This window comes from Streptomyces sclerotialus, assembly GCF_040907265.1.
In the GTDB taxonomy this organism is placed as follows: Bacteria; Actinomycetota; Actinomycetes; order Streptomycetales; family Streptomycetaceae; genus Streptomyces; species Streptomyces sclerotialus.
On sequence record NZ_JBFOHP010000002.1, the window covers coordinates 4,260,112 to 4,278,434 of the forward strand.

The 18,323-nt window shown below is 68.7% G+C and carries 17 protein-coding genes; 9 read left to right on the plus strand and 8 right to left on the minus strand.

What is annotated here, in order from left to right; genetic code table 11:
• Positions 1-14: 14 nt before the first annotated feature.
• The 6 genes from gyrB to dnaA form a co-directional block, all read right to left on the minus strand.
• Positions 15-2,048: a DNA topoisomerase (ATP-hydrolyzing) subunit B gene (gene gyrB, locus AAC944_RS18955; RefSeq protein ID WP_030615222.1), complete on the minus strand. Its 2,034-nt coding sequence runs from the start codon at positions 2,046-2,048 to the stop codon at positions 15-17.
• A gap of 453 nt (positions 2,049-2,501) precedes the next feature.
• Positions 2,502-3,059 carry a DciA family protein gene (locus tag AAC944_RS18960; protein WP_030615223.1) on the minus strand — a complete coding sequence of 186 codons (558 nt, stop codon included), beginning with the start codon at positions 3,057-3,059 and terminating at the stop codon, positions 2,502-2,504.
• Positions 3,060-4,193 (minus strand): DNA replication/repair protein RecF, encoded by a 1,134-nt coding sequence (gene recF / locus AAC944_RS18965; RefSeq protein ID WP_030615234.1) that lies wholly within the window; start codon positions 4,191-4,193, stop codon positions 3,060-3,062.
• A 75-nt stretch (positions 4,194-4,268) separates the two neighbouring features.
• On the minus strand, positions 4,269-5,147 hold the full coding sequence (gene gnd, locus AAC944_RS18970) for a phosphogluconate dehydrogenase (NAD(+)-dependent, decarboxylating) (protein ID WP_030615237.1): 879 nt from the start codon (positions 5,145-5,147) through the stop codon (positions 4,269-4,271).
• A 261-nt stretch (positions 5,148-5,408) separates the two neighbouring features.
• Positions 5,409-6,539: a DNA polymerase III subunit beta gene (gene dnaN, locus AAC944_RS18975; protein ID WP_030615240.1), complete on the minus strand. Its 1,131-nt coding sequence runs from the start codon at positions 6,537-6,539 to the stop codon at positions 5,409-5,411.
• 964 nt (positions 6,540-7,503) lie between these two features.
• Entirely contained in the window at positions 7,504-9,525 is a 2,022-nt protein-coding gene (gene dnaA, locus AAC944_RS18980; protein ID WP_078888579.1) for a chromosomal replication initiator protein DnaA, read from the minus strand.
• Between the two features lie 357 nt (positions 9,526-9,882).
• Here dnaA and rpmH point away from each other — a divergent pair, with 357 nt between their 5' ends.
• The 9 genes from rpmH to AAC944_RS19025 all read left to right on the plus strand — a co-directional run bounded on the left by rpmH (position 9,883) and on the right by AAC944_RS19025 (position 16,753).
• Complete coding sequence (gene rpmH / locus AAC944_RS18985; protein ID WP_003949374.1) at positions 9,883-10,020, plus strand: 50S ribosomal protein L34; 138 nt, start codon at positions 9,883-9,885, stop codon at positions 10,018-10,020.
• Between the two features lie 22 nt (positions 10,021-10,042).
• Positions 10,043-10,435: a ribonuclease P protein component gene (gene rnpA / locus AAC944_RS18990; protein WP_030615244.1), complete on the plus strand. Its 393-nt coding sequence runs from the start codon at positions 10,043-10,045 to the stop codon at positions 10,433-10,435.
• Positions 10,432-10,752 (plus strand): membrane protein insertion efficiency factor YidD, encoded by a 321-nt coding sequence (yidD, locus tag AAC944_RS18995; protein WP_030615246.1) that lies wholly within the window; start codon positions 10,432-10,434, stop codon positions 10,750-10,752. The genes rnpA and yidD overlap by 4 nt, the downstream gene beginning before the upstream one ends.
• Before the next feature lie 3 nt (positions 10,753-10,755).
• Entirely contained in the window at positions 10,756-11,940 is a 1,185-nt protein-coding gene (yidC, locus tag AAC944_RS19000) for a membrane protein insertase YidC (protein WP_030615248.1), read from the plus strand.
• A 12-nt stretch (positions 11,941-11,952) separates the two neighbouring features.
• Positions 11,953-12,459, plus strand: coding sequence for a Jag family protein (locus AAC944_RS19005; RefSeq protein ID WP_030259438.1), 507 nt, complete (start codon positions 11,953-11,955; stop codon positions 12,457-12,459).
• A gap of 132 nt (positions 12,460-12,591) precedes the next feature.
• Positions 12,592-13,317, plus strand: coding sequence for a 16S rRNA (guanine(527)-N(7))-methyltransferase RsmG (gene rsmG, locus AAC944_RS19010; RefSeq protein ID WP_030615251.1), 726 nt, complete (start codon positions 12,592-12,594; stop codon positions 13,315-13,317).
• Positions 13,318-13,668: 351 nt separating this feature from the next.
• Positions 13,669-14,739, plus strand: coding sequence for an AAA family ATPase (locus AAC944_RS19015; protein WP_078888580.1), 1,071 nt, complete (start codon positions 13,669-13,671; stop codon positions 14,737-14,739).
• The gene (locus AAC944_RS19020) at positions 14,736-15,827 is read left to right on the plus strand and encodes a ParB/RepB/Spo0J family partition protein (protein ID WP_078888581.1); all 1,092 of its coding nucleotides are present in this window, start codon (positions 14,736-14,738) and stop codon (positions 15,825-15,827) included. Before AAC944_RS19015 ends, AAC944_RS19020 begins: the two co-directional genes overlap by 4 nt.
• Positions 15,828-16,135: 308 nt before the next feature.
• Positions 16,136-16,753 (plus strand): GNAT family N-acetyltransferase, encoded by a 618-nt coding sequence (locus AAC944_RS19025; RefSeq protein WP_030259447.1) that lies wholly within the window; start codon positions 16,136-16,138, stop codon positions 16,751-16,753.
• A gap of 65 nt (positions 16,754-16,818) precedes the next feature.
• Here the strand turns inward: AAC944_RS19025 and trxA are convergent, their stop codons facing one another.
• Positions 16,819-17,145: a thioredoxin gene (trxA, locus tag AAC944_RS19030; RefSeq protein WP_030615259.1), complete on the minus strand. Its 327-nt coding sequence runs from the start codon at positions 17,143-17,145 to the stop codon at positions 16,819-16,821.
• Between the two features lie 44 nt (positions 17,146-17,189).
• On the minus strand, positions 17,190-18,182 hold the full coding sequence (gene trxB, locus AAC944_RS19035; protein ID WP_030615262.1) for a thioredoxin-disulfide reductase: 993 nt from the start codon (positions 18,180-18,182) through the stop codon (positions 17,190-17,192).
• Positions 18,183-18,323 lie beyond the last annotated feature (141 nt).

Sequence of the window (18,323 nt, forward strand, 5' to 3'; positions counted from 1 at the left end):
TCGGGCCGACGGGCTCAGATGTCGAGGAAGCGGACGTCCTTGGCGTTGCGCTGGATGAACGAGCGACGTGCTTCGACGTCCTCACCCATCAGCACGGAGAACAGGTCGTCAGCACGGGCCGCGTCGTCCAGCGACACCTGGCCGAGCACCCGGTGGTCGGTGTCCATGGTCGTCACGCGCAGCTCTTCGGCGTTCATCTCACCCAGACCCTTGAAGCGCTGGACCGAGTCGTCCTTGATGCGCTTGCCGGCCCGCTTGCCCATCTCGATCAGGGCGTCGCGCTCGCGGTCGGAGTAGGCGTACTCGAAGTCGTCCCGGCCCCACTTGATCTTGTACAGCGGCGGGCGGGAGAGGTAGACGTGCCCGGCCTCCACCAGTGGCCGCATGAAGCGGAACAGGAAGGTGAGCAGCAGGGTGTTGATGTGCTGGCCGTCGACGTCGGCGTCCGCCATCAGGATGATCTTGTGATAGCGGAGCTTCTCGATGTCGAAGTCCTCGTGCACCCCGGTGCCGAAGGCCGAGATCAGCGCCTGGACTTCCTGGTTCTGCAGGATCTTGTCGACCCTGGCCTTCTCGACGTTCAGGATCTTGCCGCGGATCGGGAGGATCGCCTGGTACTCGGGGTTGCGACCGGACTTGGCCGAGCCGCCCGCGGAGTCACCCTCGACGATGAAGATCTCGCACTTGGTCGGGTCGTTGGACTGGCAGTCGCTCAGCTTGCCCGGCAGCGAGGCCGTCTCCAGCAGGCCCTTGCGGCGGGTCAGGTCGCGCGCCTTGCGGGCTGCGACCCGGGCCGTGGCGGCCTGGATGCCCTTGCGGATGATGTCCGCGGCCTCGTTGGGGTTCCGGTCCAGCCAGTCGGTGAGGTGCTCGTGCACGACCTTCTGCACGAAGGTCTTCGCCTCGGTGTTGCCCAGCTTGGTCTTGGTCTGGCCCTCGAACTGGGGCTCGCCGAGCTTGACGGAGATGATCGCCGTCAGGCCCTCGCGGATGTCCTCACCGGTGAGGTTGTCGTCCTTCTCGCGCAGCAGCTTGCGGTCGCGCGCGTACCGGTTGATCAGACCGGTCAGCGCGGCGCGGAAGCCCTCTTCGTGCGTACCGCCCTCATGGGTGTGGATGGTGTTCGCGAAGCTGTAGACACCCTCGGTGTACTGGGTGTTCCACTGCATCGCGATCTCCACCGAGAGCATCCGCTCCTTGTCCTCGGCCTCGACGTCGATGACCGTGGGGTGGACCGTCTCGCCCTTGCGGGAGTTCAGGTACTTCACGAAGTCGACGATGCCGCCTTCGTAGTGGTACTTGACGGAGAGCGCCTTGCCGTCCTCGTCGACGTGCGCCTCGCGCTCGTCGGTGAGCTGGATGGTGAGGCCCTTGTTGAGGAAGGCCATCTCCTGGAAGCGCCGGGACAGCGTCTCGAAGCTGTACTCGGTCGTTTCGAAGATCTCGCCGTCGGCCCAGAACGTCACGGACGTCCCGGTCTCGTCGGTGGCCTCGTTGCGCGCCAGCGGGGCGGTCGGCACGCCCTGCTTGTAGTCCTGCGTCCAGCGGTAGCCGTCGGTCTTGACCTCGACGGAGACCCGCTGCGACAGGGCGTTCACCACGGAGACGCCCACGCCGTGCAGACCACCGGAGACCGCGTAGCCGCCGCCGCCGAACTTGCCGCCCGCGTGCAGCACGGTGAGCACGACCTCGACGGCCGGCTTCCCTTCCGACGGGATGATGCCCACGGGGATGCCGCGGCCGTTGTCCACCACGCGCACCCCGCCGTCGGACAGGATCGTCACGTCGATGGTGTCCGCGTGGCCCGCCAGCGCCTCGTCGACGGAGTTGTCGACGACCTCGTACACGAGGTGGTGCAGACCGCGCTCGCCGGTGGAGCCGATGTACATACCCGGTCGCTTGCGAACCGCGTCCAAGCCCTCAAGGACAGTGATCGCACTGGCGTCGTACGACTTCTCTTCCGAGGAGCCGCCACTGGCGCCGGCAGAAGAAACCCCCTCTTCGGTAGAAGCCGTGATGTTCTCGTTGAGGTCGCCGGAGTCGGCCACGAAGCGCCCTTTCTGGCACAGGCACGAGCCTTCTCCTGCCGCCGGCGGGAAGGCCCCGTGCCGGTCAGGAGCGGCTGCGTCGTTCGACATGTTCCGCGAGTGGGCGGGATTGCCACCAGTCTACCGGTAGCGCCGACACTCATGGGGGTTTGCGGGCGCCTGAGTCCTCACGTGCCGCCCTGAACCGACATCCGCCGACTCCCCATATGCGAGACGGCCCCCCAGGACGCTCACACCGGCACTCAGCGCTTCGGGCTGTCAACCTCCGACTACGGTGAGCGGAGTCTCATCCGTCACACCAGCACATGCCCGACATCTCGCCCGTACAGGTACCCTTCAGGGTCCTGGTTTCACGTGAAACGGGACAGGAACGCCGTACCAGTTCCGGTTTCACGTGAAACAGCAGGCTTTGGTTTCACGTGAAACGGCGGGCTCTCGATCCGCCGGCGCGGATCATCCGTACGTGTCTCCCGGACCCTTGCTCCCCGGCGCCCGCAGCGCTCCGTACCGACGGGGCGGCCCACCCGGCCCCAGCACCTTGATGACCTTCACAGACCCGTGCCCCAGGTCCTCGTTCAGCCGGGCCACCAACGTCGGCGCCAGCAGCCGCAGCTGTGTCGCCCAGACCGTCGAGTCGCACTGCACCGTCAGCACCCGCGCGTCCTCGTCGTACTTCTGCGGCTCGCAGTGCTGCGCCACCTCGGGGCCCACCAGCTGGGGCCAGCGCCCCATCACCCCGCCGACCGCGGCCGGCGTCTCCCAGCCGCGCTCGGTGATCAGGCGATTGATCGCGGCACCCAGCGGCAGCGGGTCACGACCGTCTGCCCGCGCGCCGGACCGCAGGCCGCCACCACGCCTGGCCTGCTTCTTCTGTTGCGCGGCCGCGCCTCGCGCCCGGGCCTGCTCCTTCGCGGCCACCAGTGCCTGCCGCGCCAGGTCGATGCCGGACAGCTCCGGCGGCTTGGGCTGCTCAGGTCCCGGGGCGTCCTGTGGACCGGGCTGCTCACTCACTTACGACACCTTCTCCGCCGTGCCCTCGGAGACCGCGTACCGCGCCCCCGCCAGCACGCCCGGCACATCGTCGTCCACCGCCGCCGTCACCAGCACCTGCTCGCCCGGCGCCACCAGCTCCGCCAGCCGCTCGCGCCGTCGCGCGTCCAGCTCGGCGAAGACGTCGTCCAGTACGAGGACCGGCTCATTGCCCTCGGCCCTCAGCAGGTCGTACGAGGCCAGCCGGAGCGCCAGCGCGTACGACCAGGACTCGCCGTGGCTCGCGTACCCCTTCGCGGGCAGCCGCCCCAGCTTGAGGATCAGGTCGTCGCGGTGCGGACCGACCAGGGTCACGCCCCGCTCGATCTCGTTCTTGCGGGCCTCGCCCAGCGCCTCCATGAGCAGCCCGTACAGCTCCTCGCGGTTCGACGCCTCGGCCAGCCGCTCGCCCACCGAGCCGCGGTACTCCAGCGCGACCGGCCCGCCGCCCGGCGCCAGCTGCTCGTACGCCTTGTCCGCCAGCGGCTGCAGCGTCGCGATCAGGTCCAGCCGCTGCGCCAGCAGCTCGGCACCCGCGCGGGCCAGGTGCTGGTCCCAGACGTCCAGCGTGGACAGGTCCATCTTCCGGCCGCCGTGCCGGCGCGCCAGGGCCGCGCTCTTGAGCAGGGTGTTCCGCTGCTTCAGCACCCGGTCGTAGTCCGAGCGCACACCGGCCATGCGCGGCGAACGCGCCGTTATCAGCTCGTCGAGGAAGCGCCGCCGCTCGCCGGGGTCGCCCTTGACGAGGGCCAGGTCCTCCGGCGCGAACAGGACCGTGCGCACGATGCCCAGTACGTCACGTGGCCTGACCTGCGAGGACCTGTTGATCCTCGCCCGGTTGGCCTTGCCCGGGTTCAGCTCCAGCTCGATCAGCTGCTGCCGGTCACCCTGCACGACCTGCGCCCGTACGATCGCCCGCTCCGCGCCCATGCGGACCAGCGGGGCGTCGGAGGAGACGCGGTGGCTGCCGAGGCTGGCGAGATAGCCGACCGCCTCGACGAGATTGGTCTTCCCCTGGCCGTTGGGCCCGACGAAGGCCGTGACGCCCGGGTCGAGCGGGACCTCGACCCGGGCGTACGAGCGGAAGTCGGCGAGCGACAGATGCGCGACATGCATGAAAGGCGCCGACCTCCCCCGGCGTGGTACTGCTGCGCGGGCTTCCAGGGCGCGAGCCCCGGAAGCCCGGCCTGCTTACTTCGAGTTCTCGACCGCGTGGCCGCCGAACTGGTTCCGCAGCGCGGCGATCATCTTCATCTGCGGCGAGTCGTCCTGACGCGAGGCGAACCGTGCGAACAGCGACGCGGTGATCGCCGGCAGCGGCACCGCGTTGTCGATGGCGGCCTCGACCGTCCAGCGGCCCTCACCGGAGTCGGCCGCGTAACCGCGCAGCTTCTCCAGGTGCTCGTCGTCGTCCAGCGCGTTGACCGCCAGGTCCAGCAGCCAGGAGCGGATGACCGTGCCCTCCTGCCAGGAGCGGAAGACCTCGCGCACGTCCGTGACGGAGTCGACCTTCTCCAGCAGCTCCCAGCCCTCGGCGTAGGCCTGCATCATCGCGTACTCGATGCCGTTGTGGACCATCTTCGCGAAGTGGCCCGCGCCGACCTTGCCGGCGTGCACGGAACCGAAGTCGCCCTCCGGCTTGAGCGCGTCGAAGATCGGCTGGACCTTCGCCACGTCCTCGGCGTCGCCGCCGTACATCAGCGCGTAGCCGTTCTCCAGGCCCCACACACCACCGGAGACGCCGCAGTCCACGAAGCCGATGCCCTTGGCGCGCAGCTCCTCGGCGTGCTTCTCGTCGTCCGTCCAGCGGCTGTTGCCGCCGTCCACGACGATGTCGCCCTCGGACAGCAGCTCACCCAGCTCATCGATCGTCGCCTGGGTGGCGGCGCCGGCCGGCACCATGACCCACACGACCCGCGGACCCTGCAGACGGTCCACCATCTCCTTGAGGCTGGACACATCCGCGAGGTCGGGATTGCGGTCGTAACCGATGACCGTGTGGCCGGCGCGGCGGATGCGCTCGCGCATGTTGCCGCCCATCTTGCCGAGACCGACGAGACCGAGCTCCATCAGAGACCCTCTTTGCACATAGTCGTTGCCCTTGTACCTGACCTACGTCGAGCCTACGCCCGAAGGTCCGTGCACAGCTGTGGGCTCAGCCGCTCATAAGCCGCAGGTCAGCCGCGTCATCCGGGCGGCCGTACGGAACGGGTCCGTACGGCCGCGCGGCGTGGCCAGGAGCACCGGACGCGGGACCGGCCGACAGGCGCACCGGCATGCGCGGCCTTGCGAGGGGCGACCCTCGCGCTCCCGGCCGGAGGGCCCGCGGGCTCAGCCCGACAGGCGCACCGGCATGATCAGGTACTTGTAGGCGTCGTCCGCCTCGGCGTCCGCGGCGGGCTTGCCGCTCAGCAGCGCGGGCTTGGTCGAGGTCGTGAACGACAGCTGGGCCACCGGCGAGTCGATCGCGGACAGGCCCTCCAGCAGGAAGCCGGGGTTGAAGGCGATCGAGATGTCGTCGCCCTCCAGCTGCGCGTCGACGCGCTCCACAGCCTGTGCATCGTCGCTGGAGCCGGCCTCCAGGATCAACACGCCCTGCTCGAAGCTGAGCCGCACCGGGGTGTTCCGCTCCGCGACCAGCGCCACACGCTTGACGGCCTCGACGAACGGGGCGGTCTCGATCACCGCGACGGAGTTGAACTCGGTCGGGAAGAGCGTGCGGTACTTCGGCAGGTCACCCTCGAGGAGACGGGTGGTCGTCCGGCGGCCGGCCCCCTCGAAGCCGATCAGGCCCTCACCGGCACCGGAGCCGGAGAGCGCCAGGGTGACCGTGTCACCGCTGCTCAGCGACTTGGCGGTGTCCAGCAGCGTCTTGGCGGGGACCAGCGCGACCGCGGAGGCGTCCGGGCTCTCCGGCTTCCACAGGAACTCGCGGACCGCGAAGCGGTAGCGGTCGGTCGAGGCGAGCGTGACGGTGTCGCCCTCGATCTCGATGCGGACACCGGTGAGCACCGGAAGGGTGTCGTCGCGACCGGCGGCGATGGCGACCTGGGCGGCCGCGGAGGCGAAGACCTCACCGGGCACGGTGCCGGTGGCGGTGGGCATCTGGGGCAGCGCCGGGTACTCCTCCACAGGCAGTGTGTGGAGGGTGAAGCGCGAGGAGCCGCAGACCACGGTCACTCGTACACCGTCTGTGGAGATCTCCACCGGGCGGTTCGGCAGGGCGCGGCAGATGTCGGCGAGCAGCCGGCCGGAAACGAGGACCGTGCCCTCCTCCTCGGTCTCCGCCTCCACCGAGACCCGCGCCGAGACCTCGTAGTCGAAGCCGGAGAGGCTCAGGGAGCCGTCCTCCGCCTTCAGCAGCAGGCCCGCGAGGACGGGCACCGGCGGACGGGCCGGGAGGCTCTTGGCCGCCCAGGCCACTGCCTCCGCGAGTACATCGCGCTCCACCCGGATCTTCACCGGAAACCGCCTCCTGCTGTTGCTGGCTCTCGCCCTGCTGGCCTTCGTCGTCGGCTGGGTTGCCGGAGACCAGTCTGACGCACGCCACCGACAGCCGGTGCGGCTCGGGGTCAAGTCGGGAGGAGAGCTCGGAGACGCCCGGTCCCCAAGTTGTGCACAGCACCCGTTTCGAAACGAGTTCCCCGCTAGATATCCGTGGTCGTAGTAGTAGGGGCTGTGGAAACCGTGGACAACTGCTTTCGCGCAGGTCAGAGCCGGTTTTTTGTCCACCGTCGGCTGTGGGTGCAGCCGTGGACAACCGGGCGTCGCTGTGGACCGCCGCGCGTTGTGCACACCTGATGCACAGGGCAGGCCGGTTTCTCCCCAGTGCCGTCCCCAGTTTTACCCAGGTTCCCCACAGCCCAACCCGGCACTTTGGTGTGACCGCTTTCACTCGAGCCAGTGAGCGGTGGTGTTGCCTTGCCGAACAGTGGACAGCGGTGTGGACGAGGTGTGTACAACGCCGCTTTCCCTGTGGGCGGCCGGTGGACAGTCGGATGTGCACACTGTGGACGACCGCTTCATCCACACCCTGTGGATAAGAGTTGTCCGCAATTCCACACCCCGCTGACCTGGGCTGATCTACTGTCGGACGAGCTGCTTGTGGACGCGGTCGGGATAACTCACCGGTCCCCAGGGTGTGGAAGAAAGATTCTCGCCCAATCTGTGGAGGGAAGCCGTGTCCTCGTCAGAAATCGAACAGCGGCGGGGAGTTCGGAGGCCGCCGACGCGCCCGTTCCACAGCGTGGGGACGCGTTCCGAGGGCTCCGGACCGCGCTCTGCGGCCTCCTGACGACCCTTCGGCGCACGGACCGAGCGGCTCCGTGCGCACTGAGGGCACACAGAGGGCCTCTCAATGGCGAAGGGCGCTCCGGGAGTTCGTCCCGGAGCGCCCTGGGCGCGCCTGCGGCCGTCGCCGCGCGTGTCAGCCGTTCTTGATGCGGTTCGTCAGCTCGGTCACCTGGTTGTAGATGGAGCGGCGCTCCGCCATCAGCGCCCTGATCTTCCGGTCGGCGTGCATGACGGTGGTGTGGTCGCGGCCGCCGAAATGGCCGCCGATCTTCGGCAGCGACAGGTCCGTCAGCTCGCGGCAGAGGTACATCGCGATCTGCCGCGCCGTCACGAGCACCCGGCTGCGTGAGGAGCCGCACAGATCGTCCACCGTCAGCCCGAAGTAGTCGGCGGTGGCCGCCATGATCGCGGTAGCGGTGATCTCGGGGGCCGCGTCCTCGCCGCCGGGGATCAGATCCTTCAGCACGATCTCGGTGAGGCCGAGGTCCACCGGCTGCCGGTTGAGCGAGGCGAAGGCCGTGACGCGGATCAGCGCGCCCTCCAGCTCACGGATGTTCCGCGAGATCCGGGAGGCGATGAACTCCAGTACCTCCGGCGGCGCGTTCAGCTGCTCCTGCACCGCCTTCTTACGGAGGATCGCGATACGGGTCTCCAGCTCGGGCGGCTGGACGTCCGTGATCAGGCCCCACTCGAAGCGGTTGCGCAGCCGGTCCTCCAGGGTGACCAGCTGCTTGGGCGGCCGGTCACTGGAGAGCACGATCTGCTTGTTCGCGTTGTGCAGCGTGTTGAAGGTGTGGAAGAACTCCTCCTGCGTCGACTCCTTGCTCGCGAGGAACTGGATGTCGTCGACCAGCAGGATGTCCATGTCCCGGTAGCGCTTGCGGAACGCGTCCGCCTTGCCGTCGCGGATGGAGTTGATGAACTCGTTGGTGAACTCCTCCGAGCTCACATATCTGACCCTGGTACCGGGGTACAGGCTGCGGGCGTAATGGCCGATCGCGTGCAGCAGGTGCGTCTTGCCGAGCCCGGACTCGCCGTAGATGAAGAGCGGGTTGTACGCCTTGGCCGGGGCCTCGGCGACGGCGACCGCCGCGGCGTGCGCGAAGCGGTTGGAAGCCCCGATGACGAAGGTGTCGAAGAGGTACTTCGGGTTCAGCCGCGCCGTGGGCTCACCGGGGCCCGTCGCCGGCGCGGGCTGCGCCGCGAGCGGGCCGGGGGCGCCGCTGGGCGCGGGGAGGCTGCTGCCCGGGCCGCCGGGCGCCGCGTGCCGGCCGGGGCCGCCCGGCTGGTGGCCGTCGGCGTCACGGTGCTGCGGCGACTGGTCGTACGGCGGGCGCGGCGCGTCCGAGTGCGGGCGGTCGCCGCCCTGCCGGTGGTAGTCGTCGCCCCCTTGCGGACGGTAGTCGTCGGTCTGTGACCGGTAGTCGTCGTTCTGCGACCGATAGTCGCCGGGTGCCGGTTGGCCGTGCTGCTGGCGGTGGGAGGGCGGCGTCGCATAGGGGTCGCGCTCCGGAAAGCCGCCGAGCCGCTGCTGCTGCCATCCGTAGTCGTCGTGCCGCACGGAGTCGTCGGACAGGCCGGAGCGGTGGTCCTCGGAGTGCTGCGGCCAGGCGCCGGGCGCGGGCCGTGGCTGCTGGTGCTGCTGCTGATACTCGGGGTAGGCGGGGCGCACGGTGGGCAGCTCGTCGTTCTGGTGGCCGCCGTGCCGGCCGCTGCCGTGTCCACCCTGGGGTACGCCCTGTGGACCGTTTTCGTGGCCGCCCTGGTGCCCGTTCTGCCGACCGTAGCTCTGGCGGCTGTCGTAACTGTCGTACGCGTCGTGCGAGAGCTGCGGCTGCTGCGAGGGGAGGGGCTGCGGTGGCGCGGGGGGCTGGGGCGCCTCGGAGGTGTCGTCGACGGTGATCGCGATACGGATCGGGCGGCCGCACTCGTGGCTCAGTGCCTCGCCGATGAGGGGCGCGAGCCGTCCCTCCAGTACGCCCTTCGCGAATTCGTTGGGTACGGCGAGCAGCGCGGTGTCGGCGACCAGGGCGAGCGGCTGGGTCCGCTTGAGCCAGTCCTGGTCCTTGGGCTTGAGGCTGTCGCTCTCCGCCCGGAGCAGGTGGTCGAGTACCCGCGGCCACACTGCGGCAAGATCTGCAGGGACGTCAGCCACAGAGCACGCTCTCTCACAGGTCCCACGAATGTGTGATTCTCAGGACGGGCGGGAAGGAATGGGAGTTCAGCCACGGTAGTCAGCTGACCCACGCGTGTTCAAGTTGTTGTCCACAGCCTGTGTACAGCGTGTCCTGTCATGGAGCCGGTTTGACCGGATGATGCGGCCGCGCGTACCGTAACCAGGTCGAGTTGTCGATGGCTGCTGCCGCCTGCCTCCGATGGGCAAAGATCGCGCCCAGCGATCGTGTAGCGGTGCACTCGGGCGTATGCGAGCTACTCGTGGGCGCACGGTGACAGCCAGTCGACGCCCCACACCTGTCTCGCAAGAGGCAACAATCTTCCCTGGAGCCCCCGAGTGAGCAAGCGCACCTTCCAGCCGAACAACCGTCGCCGCGCCAAGACCCACGGCTTCCGCCTGCGCATGCGTACGCGTGCCGGCCGCGCGATCCTCGCGTCCCGCCGCGGCAAGGGTCGCGCCCGCCTGTCGGCCTGACAGCCCGGCCTAGGTCCATGTCGTGCTGCCTACCGAGCATCGGCTGAGGCGGCGCGAGGACTTCGCGACCGCGGTACGCCGGGGACGCAGGGCCGGGCGCCCGCTCCTCGTCGTCCATCTACGCAGCGGTGCAACGGACCCGCACGCAGCGGGGGAAATGGTTCCCCCGGCGCGTGCGGGTTTCGTCGTGAGCAAGGCCATCGGCAACGCCGTGGTCCGCAACAAGGTCCAGCGCCGGCTCCGCCACCTCGTACGCGACCGCCTGGACCGGCTGCCCGCCGGTAGCCTGGTGGTTGTACGAGCGCTGCCCGGCGCGGGTGATGCGGAGTACGACGCGCTCGCCCGCGATCTTGATGCCGCGCTGCAGCGCCTGCTGAGAACCCCCGGGCGGGACCCAGGAGGGGGCGCTCCGTGAAGTACCCGCTGCTGCTGTTGATCAAGTTGTACCAGTGGACCATCAGCCCCCTGCTGGGCCCGGTCTGCAAGTACTACCCGTCGTGCTCCCACTATGGCTACACGGCCATCGACAGGCACGGCGCGGTGAAAGGGACAGCGCTGACCGCCTGGCGCATCCTGCGTTGCAATCCGTGGTCGCTCGGTGGTGTCGACCATGTACCGCCCCGGAAGCATCCGGTCTGGCACCAGCGGCTGAGGAGCCGCCTGGGGGGCGGGCCCACCGTCCATGAGCCTGCCGCACAGCCCGAGACTCAGCCCAACGCCCAAGGAGCTTGATTCGTGGACACGATCCTCGGTCCTCTCTATACCGCTGTCTCCTGGATCATCGTCCAGTTCCATTCGCTGTACAGCCTGGTCTTCGACCGGAACAGCGGCGCGGCATGGGGTCTGTCCATCGTGTCGCTCGTGGTCCTGATCCGTATCTGCCTGATCCCGCTCTTCGTGAAGCAGATCAAGTCGACGCGGAACATGCAGGCGCTCCAGCCGAAGATGAAGGCGATCCAGGAGCGCTACAAGAGCGACAAGCAGCGCCAGTCCGAAGAGATGATGAAGCTCTACAAGGAGACGGGCACCAACCCGCTCTCGAGCTGTCTCCCGATCCTGGCCCAGTCGCCGTTCTTCATCTCGCTGTACCAGGTCCTGAACCACATCGCGCAGAACAAGACCGTCGGTGTCATCGACGAGTCGCTGCTGGCGAGCGCCCAGAAGGCCCACATCTTCGGCGCCCCGCTGTCCGTGAAGTTCATGGACTCGGCGTCCAAGGTCGAGGCGCTCGGCGCTTCCCTGACCGATGTCCGGGTCGTCACGGTCATCATGATCGTTCTGATGTCGGCGTCGCAGTTCTACACCCAGCGCCAGCTGATGACGAAGAACGTCGACCTCACGGTGAAGACCCCGTTCATGCAGCAGCAGAAGATGCTGATGTACGTCTTCCCGGTCATGTTCGCCGTCTTCGGTATCAACTTCCCCGTCGGTGTCCTCGTGTACTGGCTGACCACCAACGTGTGGACCATGGGCCAGCAGATGTTCATCATCCGCCGTAACCCCACTCCGGGCAGCCGGGCCTACACGGAGCGCCAGGAGCGGCTGCGCGCCAAGGGCAAGCTGAAGGAGGACCCGGCGGAGGTCGAGGCGAAGCAGGCCGTCGAGGAGGCGCGCCAGAACCGCCAGCAGCCCAAGCGCCAGAGCAAGTCCCAGCGGCAGACCGCGGCCCCGGCCGGCGGTGGCACGCAGGCCCGCACCCGGGCCGGCGCGCAGAACTCCGGCTCCACGGCCAAGGGCGGCGGGACCAAGCAGTCGCTGCAGAAGGACTCGGGCCAGAATGCGGACGCGGCGAAGAAGAACGCCGCGCAGAAGTCGCAGGGCGGCAAGGCCAAGGGCAGCACGGCCGCCGGTTCCTCCCGTAACGCCAAGTCCGGACAGCGCAAGGGCCAGCAGCGGCCCAAGCACCCGTCCAAGAAGTAGAAGGAGTTCTTCGTGACGGACACGACCCCTGCCGCCGAGGGCACCGACACCCTGTCCCGGCTGGAGCAGGAGGGCGAGATCGCGGCCGACTACCTCGAGGGCCTGCTGGACATCGCGGACCTCGACGGCGACATCGACATGGACGTCGAGGCCGACCGTGCCGCAGTGTCGATCATCAGCGACTCCACCAGCCGTGACCTGCAGAAGCTGGTGGGCCGGGACGGCGAGGTGCTGGAGGCGCTCCAGGAGCTGACCCGGCTGGCGGTGCACCGGGAGACCGGCGACCGCAGCCGCCTGATGCTGGACATCGCCGGCTACCGCGCACGCAAGCGCGAGGAGCTCGCGGAGCTGGGCGCCAAGGCGGCCCAGGAGGCGAAGACCTCGGGCGAGCCGGTGAAGCTGAAGGCGATGACGCCGTTCGAGCGCAAGGTGGTGCACGACGCCGTCGCGGCGGCCGGGCTGCGCAGCGAGTCCGAGGGCGAGGAGCCCCAGCGCCGGGTCGTCGTGCTCCCGGCCTGACCCTCCGGCGCTCGCGCATGTCTTCTGGCCCCGTCTGTTCGCAGGCGGGGCCATGTCTTGTCAGCCTTCTGCGTGGACCGGAACCCGACCGGGCACCGGCAGTATCAGCAGTTCAGAGGAAGGGCGGTAACCGTGACGGAGTCAGCGGCGGAGCTTCCTGCGGCGCCTGAAGCGGCGCGGGAGATGTTCGGCGAGCGCTTCCCGGAGGCCGTACGGTACGGCGAGCTGCTCGCCGACGCCGGGGTACGGCGCGGACTGATCGGTCCGCGTGAGGTGCCGCGGCTGTGGGAGCGGCACCTGCTGAATTGCGCCGTGCTCTCCGAGGTGGTCCCCGAGGGCGTCTCGGTGTGTGACGTGGGCTCGGGCGCGGGACTCCCGGGCATCCCCCTGGCACTGGTACGCCCGGACCTGAAGATCACGCTGCTGGAGCCGCTGCTGCGGCGCACGAACTTCCTGGAGGAGGTCGTGGAGCTGCTGGGGCTGGACCATGTGACCGTGATGCGGGGCCGGGCCGAGGAAGTGATGGGCAAGATCCCCCAGGTGCATGTCGTGACCGCGCGTGCGGTGGCGCCGCTGGACCGGCTGGCCGGCTGGGGCGTGCCGCTGCTGCGGCCGTACGGGGAGATGCTGGCGCTCAAGGGCGACACCGCGGAGGAGGAGCTGAAGGGTGCCCGGGCGGCACTCAGTAAGCTCGGTGTGGTGGAGACGTCGGTGGTGCACGTCGGCGAGGGCGTGGTGGATCCGATGTCCACGGTCGTCCGCGTGGAGGTCGGCGAGAGCCCGGGTGGGGTCCGCTTCGCGGCCAAGCGCGCCAAGGCGAACCGTGCCAACCGGGCGTCCCGGGGACGGAGGCGCTGAGCGGCGCACCGACCCCGAGCAGTACAGAACCAGACGCAGACAGGAGCGCTTTCCGTCCGCCGACGGAGGGCGCTCCTGTCGTGTCCGGCCGGTGGTGTCGCTCGAACCGACCAGGTCCGTGCTCCATACAAACCACCAAAACGACATAAGCCGGAGTGTCGCGGGGGAATGGGACACGGCGCTGGCATCGTGTTTCACGTGAAACGTCGCTCCCTGCTGCATGGAATCATCAGCCGAGGTCGTGCGGCTGCCGCACCGCGTGGCCACCGACCCGGTCGGGTCACGGATGTATCCACAGAGGAGGATTCATCCACAGGAGACAGGGCCTACCTGGTTCACGGCACCGAAACCATGGCAGGCTCTGAGCATTGCGAGCCTGAAGTCGAGGAGAGTGAATCCTTGCGGTCCGACGCCAACATCGCGGGACCGATGACCGATCCGGTCCCCGGTCCCCGTAGCGAGTCGCTCGGGGAAGACGTTTCACGTGAAACGCCGTCCCCCATGGACGACACCCCGATCGGTCGTGCTGCTCAGTTGGCAGTCCAGGCGCTGGGCCGTGCGGGAGAGGGCCTACCCCGCCCCGAGCAGACTCGGGTCATGGTGGTGGCCAACCAGAAGGGCGGGGTCGGCAAGACCACGACCACGGTGAACCTGGCTGCCTCACTCGCCTTGCACGGCGCACGAGTGCTGGTGGTCGACCTGGACCCCCAGGGCAATGCCTCCACGGCCCTGGGAATCGATCACCACGCCGAGGTCCCCTCCATCTACGACGTCCTGGTGGAGAGCAAGCCACTGTCCGACGTGGTCCAGCCGGTGCCGGACGTGGAGGGGCTGTTCTGTGCGCCCGCCACGATCGACCTGGCCGGCGCGGAGATCGAACTGGTCTCGCTCGTGGCGCGGGAGAGCCGGCTGGACCGGGCCATCAAGGCCTACGAACAGCCACTGGACTACATCCTCATCGACTGCCCGCCCTCGCTCGGCCTGCTGACGGTCAACGCTCTGGTGGCAGGCGCCGAGGTACTGATCCCCATCCAGTGCGAGTACTACGCGCTGGAAGGCCTGGGGCAGCTGCTGCGGAACGTCGACCTGGTCCGAGGCCACCTGAACCCGAAGCTGCATGTGTCGACGATCCTCCTGACCATGTACGACGGGCGGACCCGGCTCGCCTCCCAGGTCGCCGACGAGGTGCGCAGCCACTTCGGCAGCGAGGTACTGAGAACCAGCATTCCCCGCTCGGTGCGTATTTCCGAGGCGCCGAGCTACGGGCAGACGGTGCTCACCTATGATCCGGGCTCCACCGGCTCACTGTCCTACCTCGAAGCGGCGCGGGAGATCGCGCTGCGGGGGGCTCCGGGGGCAGCCGGTCAGGGGCTCAGCGTGACCTATGAATCACAGCACAGCATGTCGGAGGGGAATCAGTGAGCGAACGACGTAGAGGACTGGGCCGCGGGCTCGGTGCGCTGATCCCCGCGGCACCACAGGGTTCGGACGATGCCGGCCCGCTGGTGGGCCGGGGGACCACGTCACCGTCGGCGGTGCCGGTCATGACGCCGGAGCGAGGCGTGGCCGCGGCCAAGGTCGCGGCCATCCCGGAGGCTCCCGTTTCACGTGAAACGGGGGAAGCGGCCGAGCCGGCCGCGGAGACCCAGGAGAGCGAGGTCGCCGGAGCTCACTTCGCCGAACTTCCGCTCGACTCGATCACGCCCAATCCGCGACAGCCGCGCGAGGTGTTCGACGAGGACGCCCTGGCTGAGCTGATCACCTCCATCCAGGAGGTGGGCCTGCTCCAGCCGGTCGTCGTACGGCGGGTCGGCCCGGAGCGGTACGAGCTCATCATGGGTGAGCGTCGCTGGCGGGCCTGCCGTGAAGCCGGGCTGGAGAAAATCCCGGCCATCGTCCGGGCGACGGACGACGAGAAGCTCCTCCTGGACGCGCTGCTGGAGAACCTCCACCGTGCTCAGCTGAACCCCCTGGAGGAGGCAGCGGCCTACGACCAGCTGCTGAAGGACTTCAACTGCACGCACGACGAGCTGGCGGACCGGATCGGGCGGTCGCGCCCGCAGGTCTCCAACACGCTGCGGCTGCTGAAGCTGTCGCCCTCGGTGCAGCGGCGGGTCGCGGCGGGCGTGCTCTCGGCCGGTCATGCGCGGGCGCTGCTGTCCGTGGACGATTCCGAGGAGCAGGACCGGCTGGCGCACCGCATCGTGGCCGAGGGGCTCTCGGTCCGGGCGGTCGAGGAGATCGTGACCCTGATGGGCTCCCAGCCCAAGAGCGCGTCGCGGGCGAAGGGGCCGCGGGCCGGGAACCGTGTCTCGCCCGCGCTGACCGATCTGGCCTCGCGCCTCTCGGACCGCTTCGAGACGCGGGTGAAGGTCGACCTCGGTCAGAAGAAGGGCAAGATCGTCGTGGAGTTCGCCTCGATGGACGATCTTGAGCGCATCCTCGGCACACTGGCGCCCGGAGAGGGACGCGTGCTGGACAAGCTGGAGGAGGAGAGCGACGAGGCGTGAGTGACGCCGCCGTCCGCTCCGGGGCGGGCCGTGTGCCGGTTCGATGACCGGAATACGGCCCGCCCTTTGCCTTTCGTGGTACCCGGTTCATGTTGTCCCGGTTACGATGCGTTCGGGTATGGCACGCATCCACTCGGAGTCACCTCACGTCGAGGAGAGGCCATGCGATCGGTGAGCCGCACCGGATTGATGGCAGCGGGGTTCGGTCTGGGCGCAGTCGGCGGTTTCGTCGGCGGTCTGCTCAGTGAGCGCGTTCCGTTGCCCGGGCCCGGGGGTGCGGTCGGCGAGGGAAGTGAGGACCTGGCTTCATGGGGCGTCGGCTCGTACCGCTCACGCTGGACAACCTTCCGGACGTCCCCAAGCGCTGCCGCTCGTGCGTCTTCTGGGAGCTCGACCCCGTCAGCGGTGAGGCCGCGGTAAAGAGCGGCCGGCCCGAGCTGGAGAAGGAAGCCTGGATCTCGGCGGTACTGCTGGAGTGGGGCTCCTGCGGCCGTGTCGTCTATGTGGACGAGGTACCGGTCGGCTTCGTGCTCTATGCGCCTCCGGCGTATGTGCCGCGCTCCACGGCCTTTCCGACGAGCCCCGTCTCCCCCGACGCCGTGCAGTTGATGACCGCCTGGCTCATCCCCGGCTATCAAGGCCAGGGACTCGGCAGGGTCATGGTCCAGACGGTGGCGAAGGATCTGCTGCGGCGAGGCTTCAAGGCGATCGAGGCGTTCGGCGACGCGAAATGGACGGAGCCGGCGTGTGTCCTGCCCGCCGACCATCTGCTCGCGGTGGGCTTCAAGACCGTGCGCCCGCACCCGCGTTACCCGCGGCTGCGCCTGGAACTACGTACGACCCTGTCGTGGAAGGAAGACGTGGAGCTCGCGCTGGACCGGCTGCTGGGCGCGGTCCAGAAGGAACCGGTGCTCCGGCCTCTGTAGCCGGACAGCGAAACGGGCCCGCCCCCGAAGGGCGGGCCCGTTTCACGTGAAACATGGTGCGGGGATCAGGCGAGGTAGTCCGCCAGGTCCCGCTCGATGGCGGCCTTGGGCTTGGCACCGACGATGGTCTTCACGACCTCGCCGCCCTGGTAGACGTTCATGGTCGGGATCGACATGACGCCGTACTTGGCGGTGGTCGCGGGGTTCTCGTCGGTGTTGAGCTTGGCGATGACGATCTCGTCGTGCTCCGCGGCGATGGCCTCCAGGGAGGGGGCGACCTGGCGGCACGGGCCGCACCAGGTAGCCCAGAAGTCGACGAGCACCGGCTTGTCGCTCTTGAGGACGACCTCTTCGAAGTTGTCGTCCGTCACGGTCACCGTGGCACCGGCCATGGCGTTCTCCTTACTGGGTGGGTGTGAACAGCTGACGTTCGGTCTCAGGCGGTGGGGGTCTGCTCCGGCTCGGCCGGGGTCTGCTCGGGCTCGGCCGGCTCGCTGTCGGAGAGCGAGGCCAGGAAGCGCTCGGCGTCCAGAGCGGCGGAGCAGCCGGTGCCGGCGGCGGTGATCGCCTGACGGTAGGTGTGGTCCACGACGTCGCCTGCGGCGAAGACACCCTGGATGTTGGTGTGGGTGCTGGGCGCGTCGACCTTCAGGTAACCCTCGTCGTCCAGCTTCAGCTGGCCCTTGAACAGCTCGGTGCGCGGGTCGTGGCCGATGGCGATGAACAGGCCGGTGACCGGGAGCTGGGAGTTCTCGCCGGTCTTGAGGTTGCGCAGGGTCAGGCCGGAGAGCTTGTTGTCACCGTGGATCTCGGCGACCTCGCTGTCCCACACGAACTTGATCTTCGGGTCGGCGAAGGCGCGCTCCTGCATCGCCTTGGAGGCGCGCAGGGTGTCGCGGCGGTGGACGATGGTGACGGACTTGGCGAACCGGGAGAGGAAGGTCGCCTCCTCCATGGCCGTGTCGCCGCCACCGATGACGGCGATGTCCTGGTCCTTGAAGAAGAAGCCGTCGCAGGTGGCGCACCAGGACACACCGCGGCCGGACAGCTCGTCCTCGCGGGGCAGACCCAGCTTGCGGTGCTGCGAGCCGGTGGTGACGATGACGGCGTGGGCACGGTGGACGGTGCCGGCGGAGTCGGTGACGGTCTTGATCGGCTCGGAGAGATCCACGGCGGTGACATCGTCGGGAACCAGCTCGGCGCCGAAGCGTTCGGCCTGGGCCCGCATGTTGTCCATCAGGTCCGGGCCCATGATGCCGTCACGGAAGCCGGGGAAGTTCTCCACATCGGTGGTGTTCATCAGTGCGCCACCGGCGGTGACGGCGCCCTCGAACACCAGCGGCTTCAGCGAGGCACGGGCGGTGTAGAGCGCGGCGGTGTAGCCCGCAGGCCCGGAGCCGATGATGATCACGTTACGGACGTCGCTCACGGGTGTCTTCCTTGTCTCTGCCGACTGCGTTGGGTGGGCTGGAGAAACTCTCATCCCACCCAACGGATCCTACGGGGCGAGCATTCCCGCAGTGTCCCGGCGCTCCCGTCCCGGCCTGGTGCCCGCTGCCGGTTCCAGGCT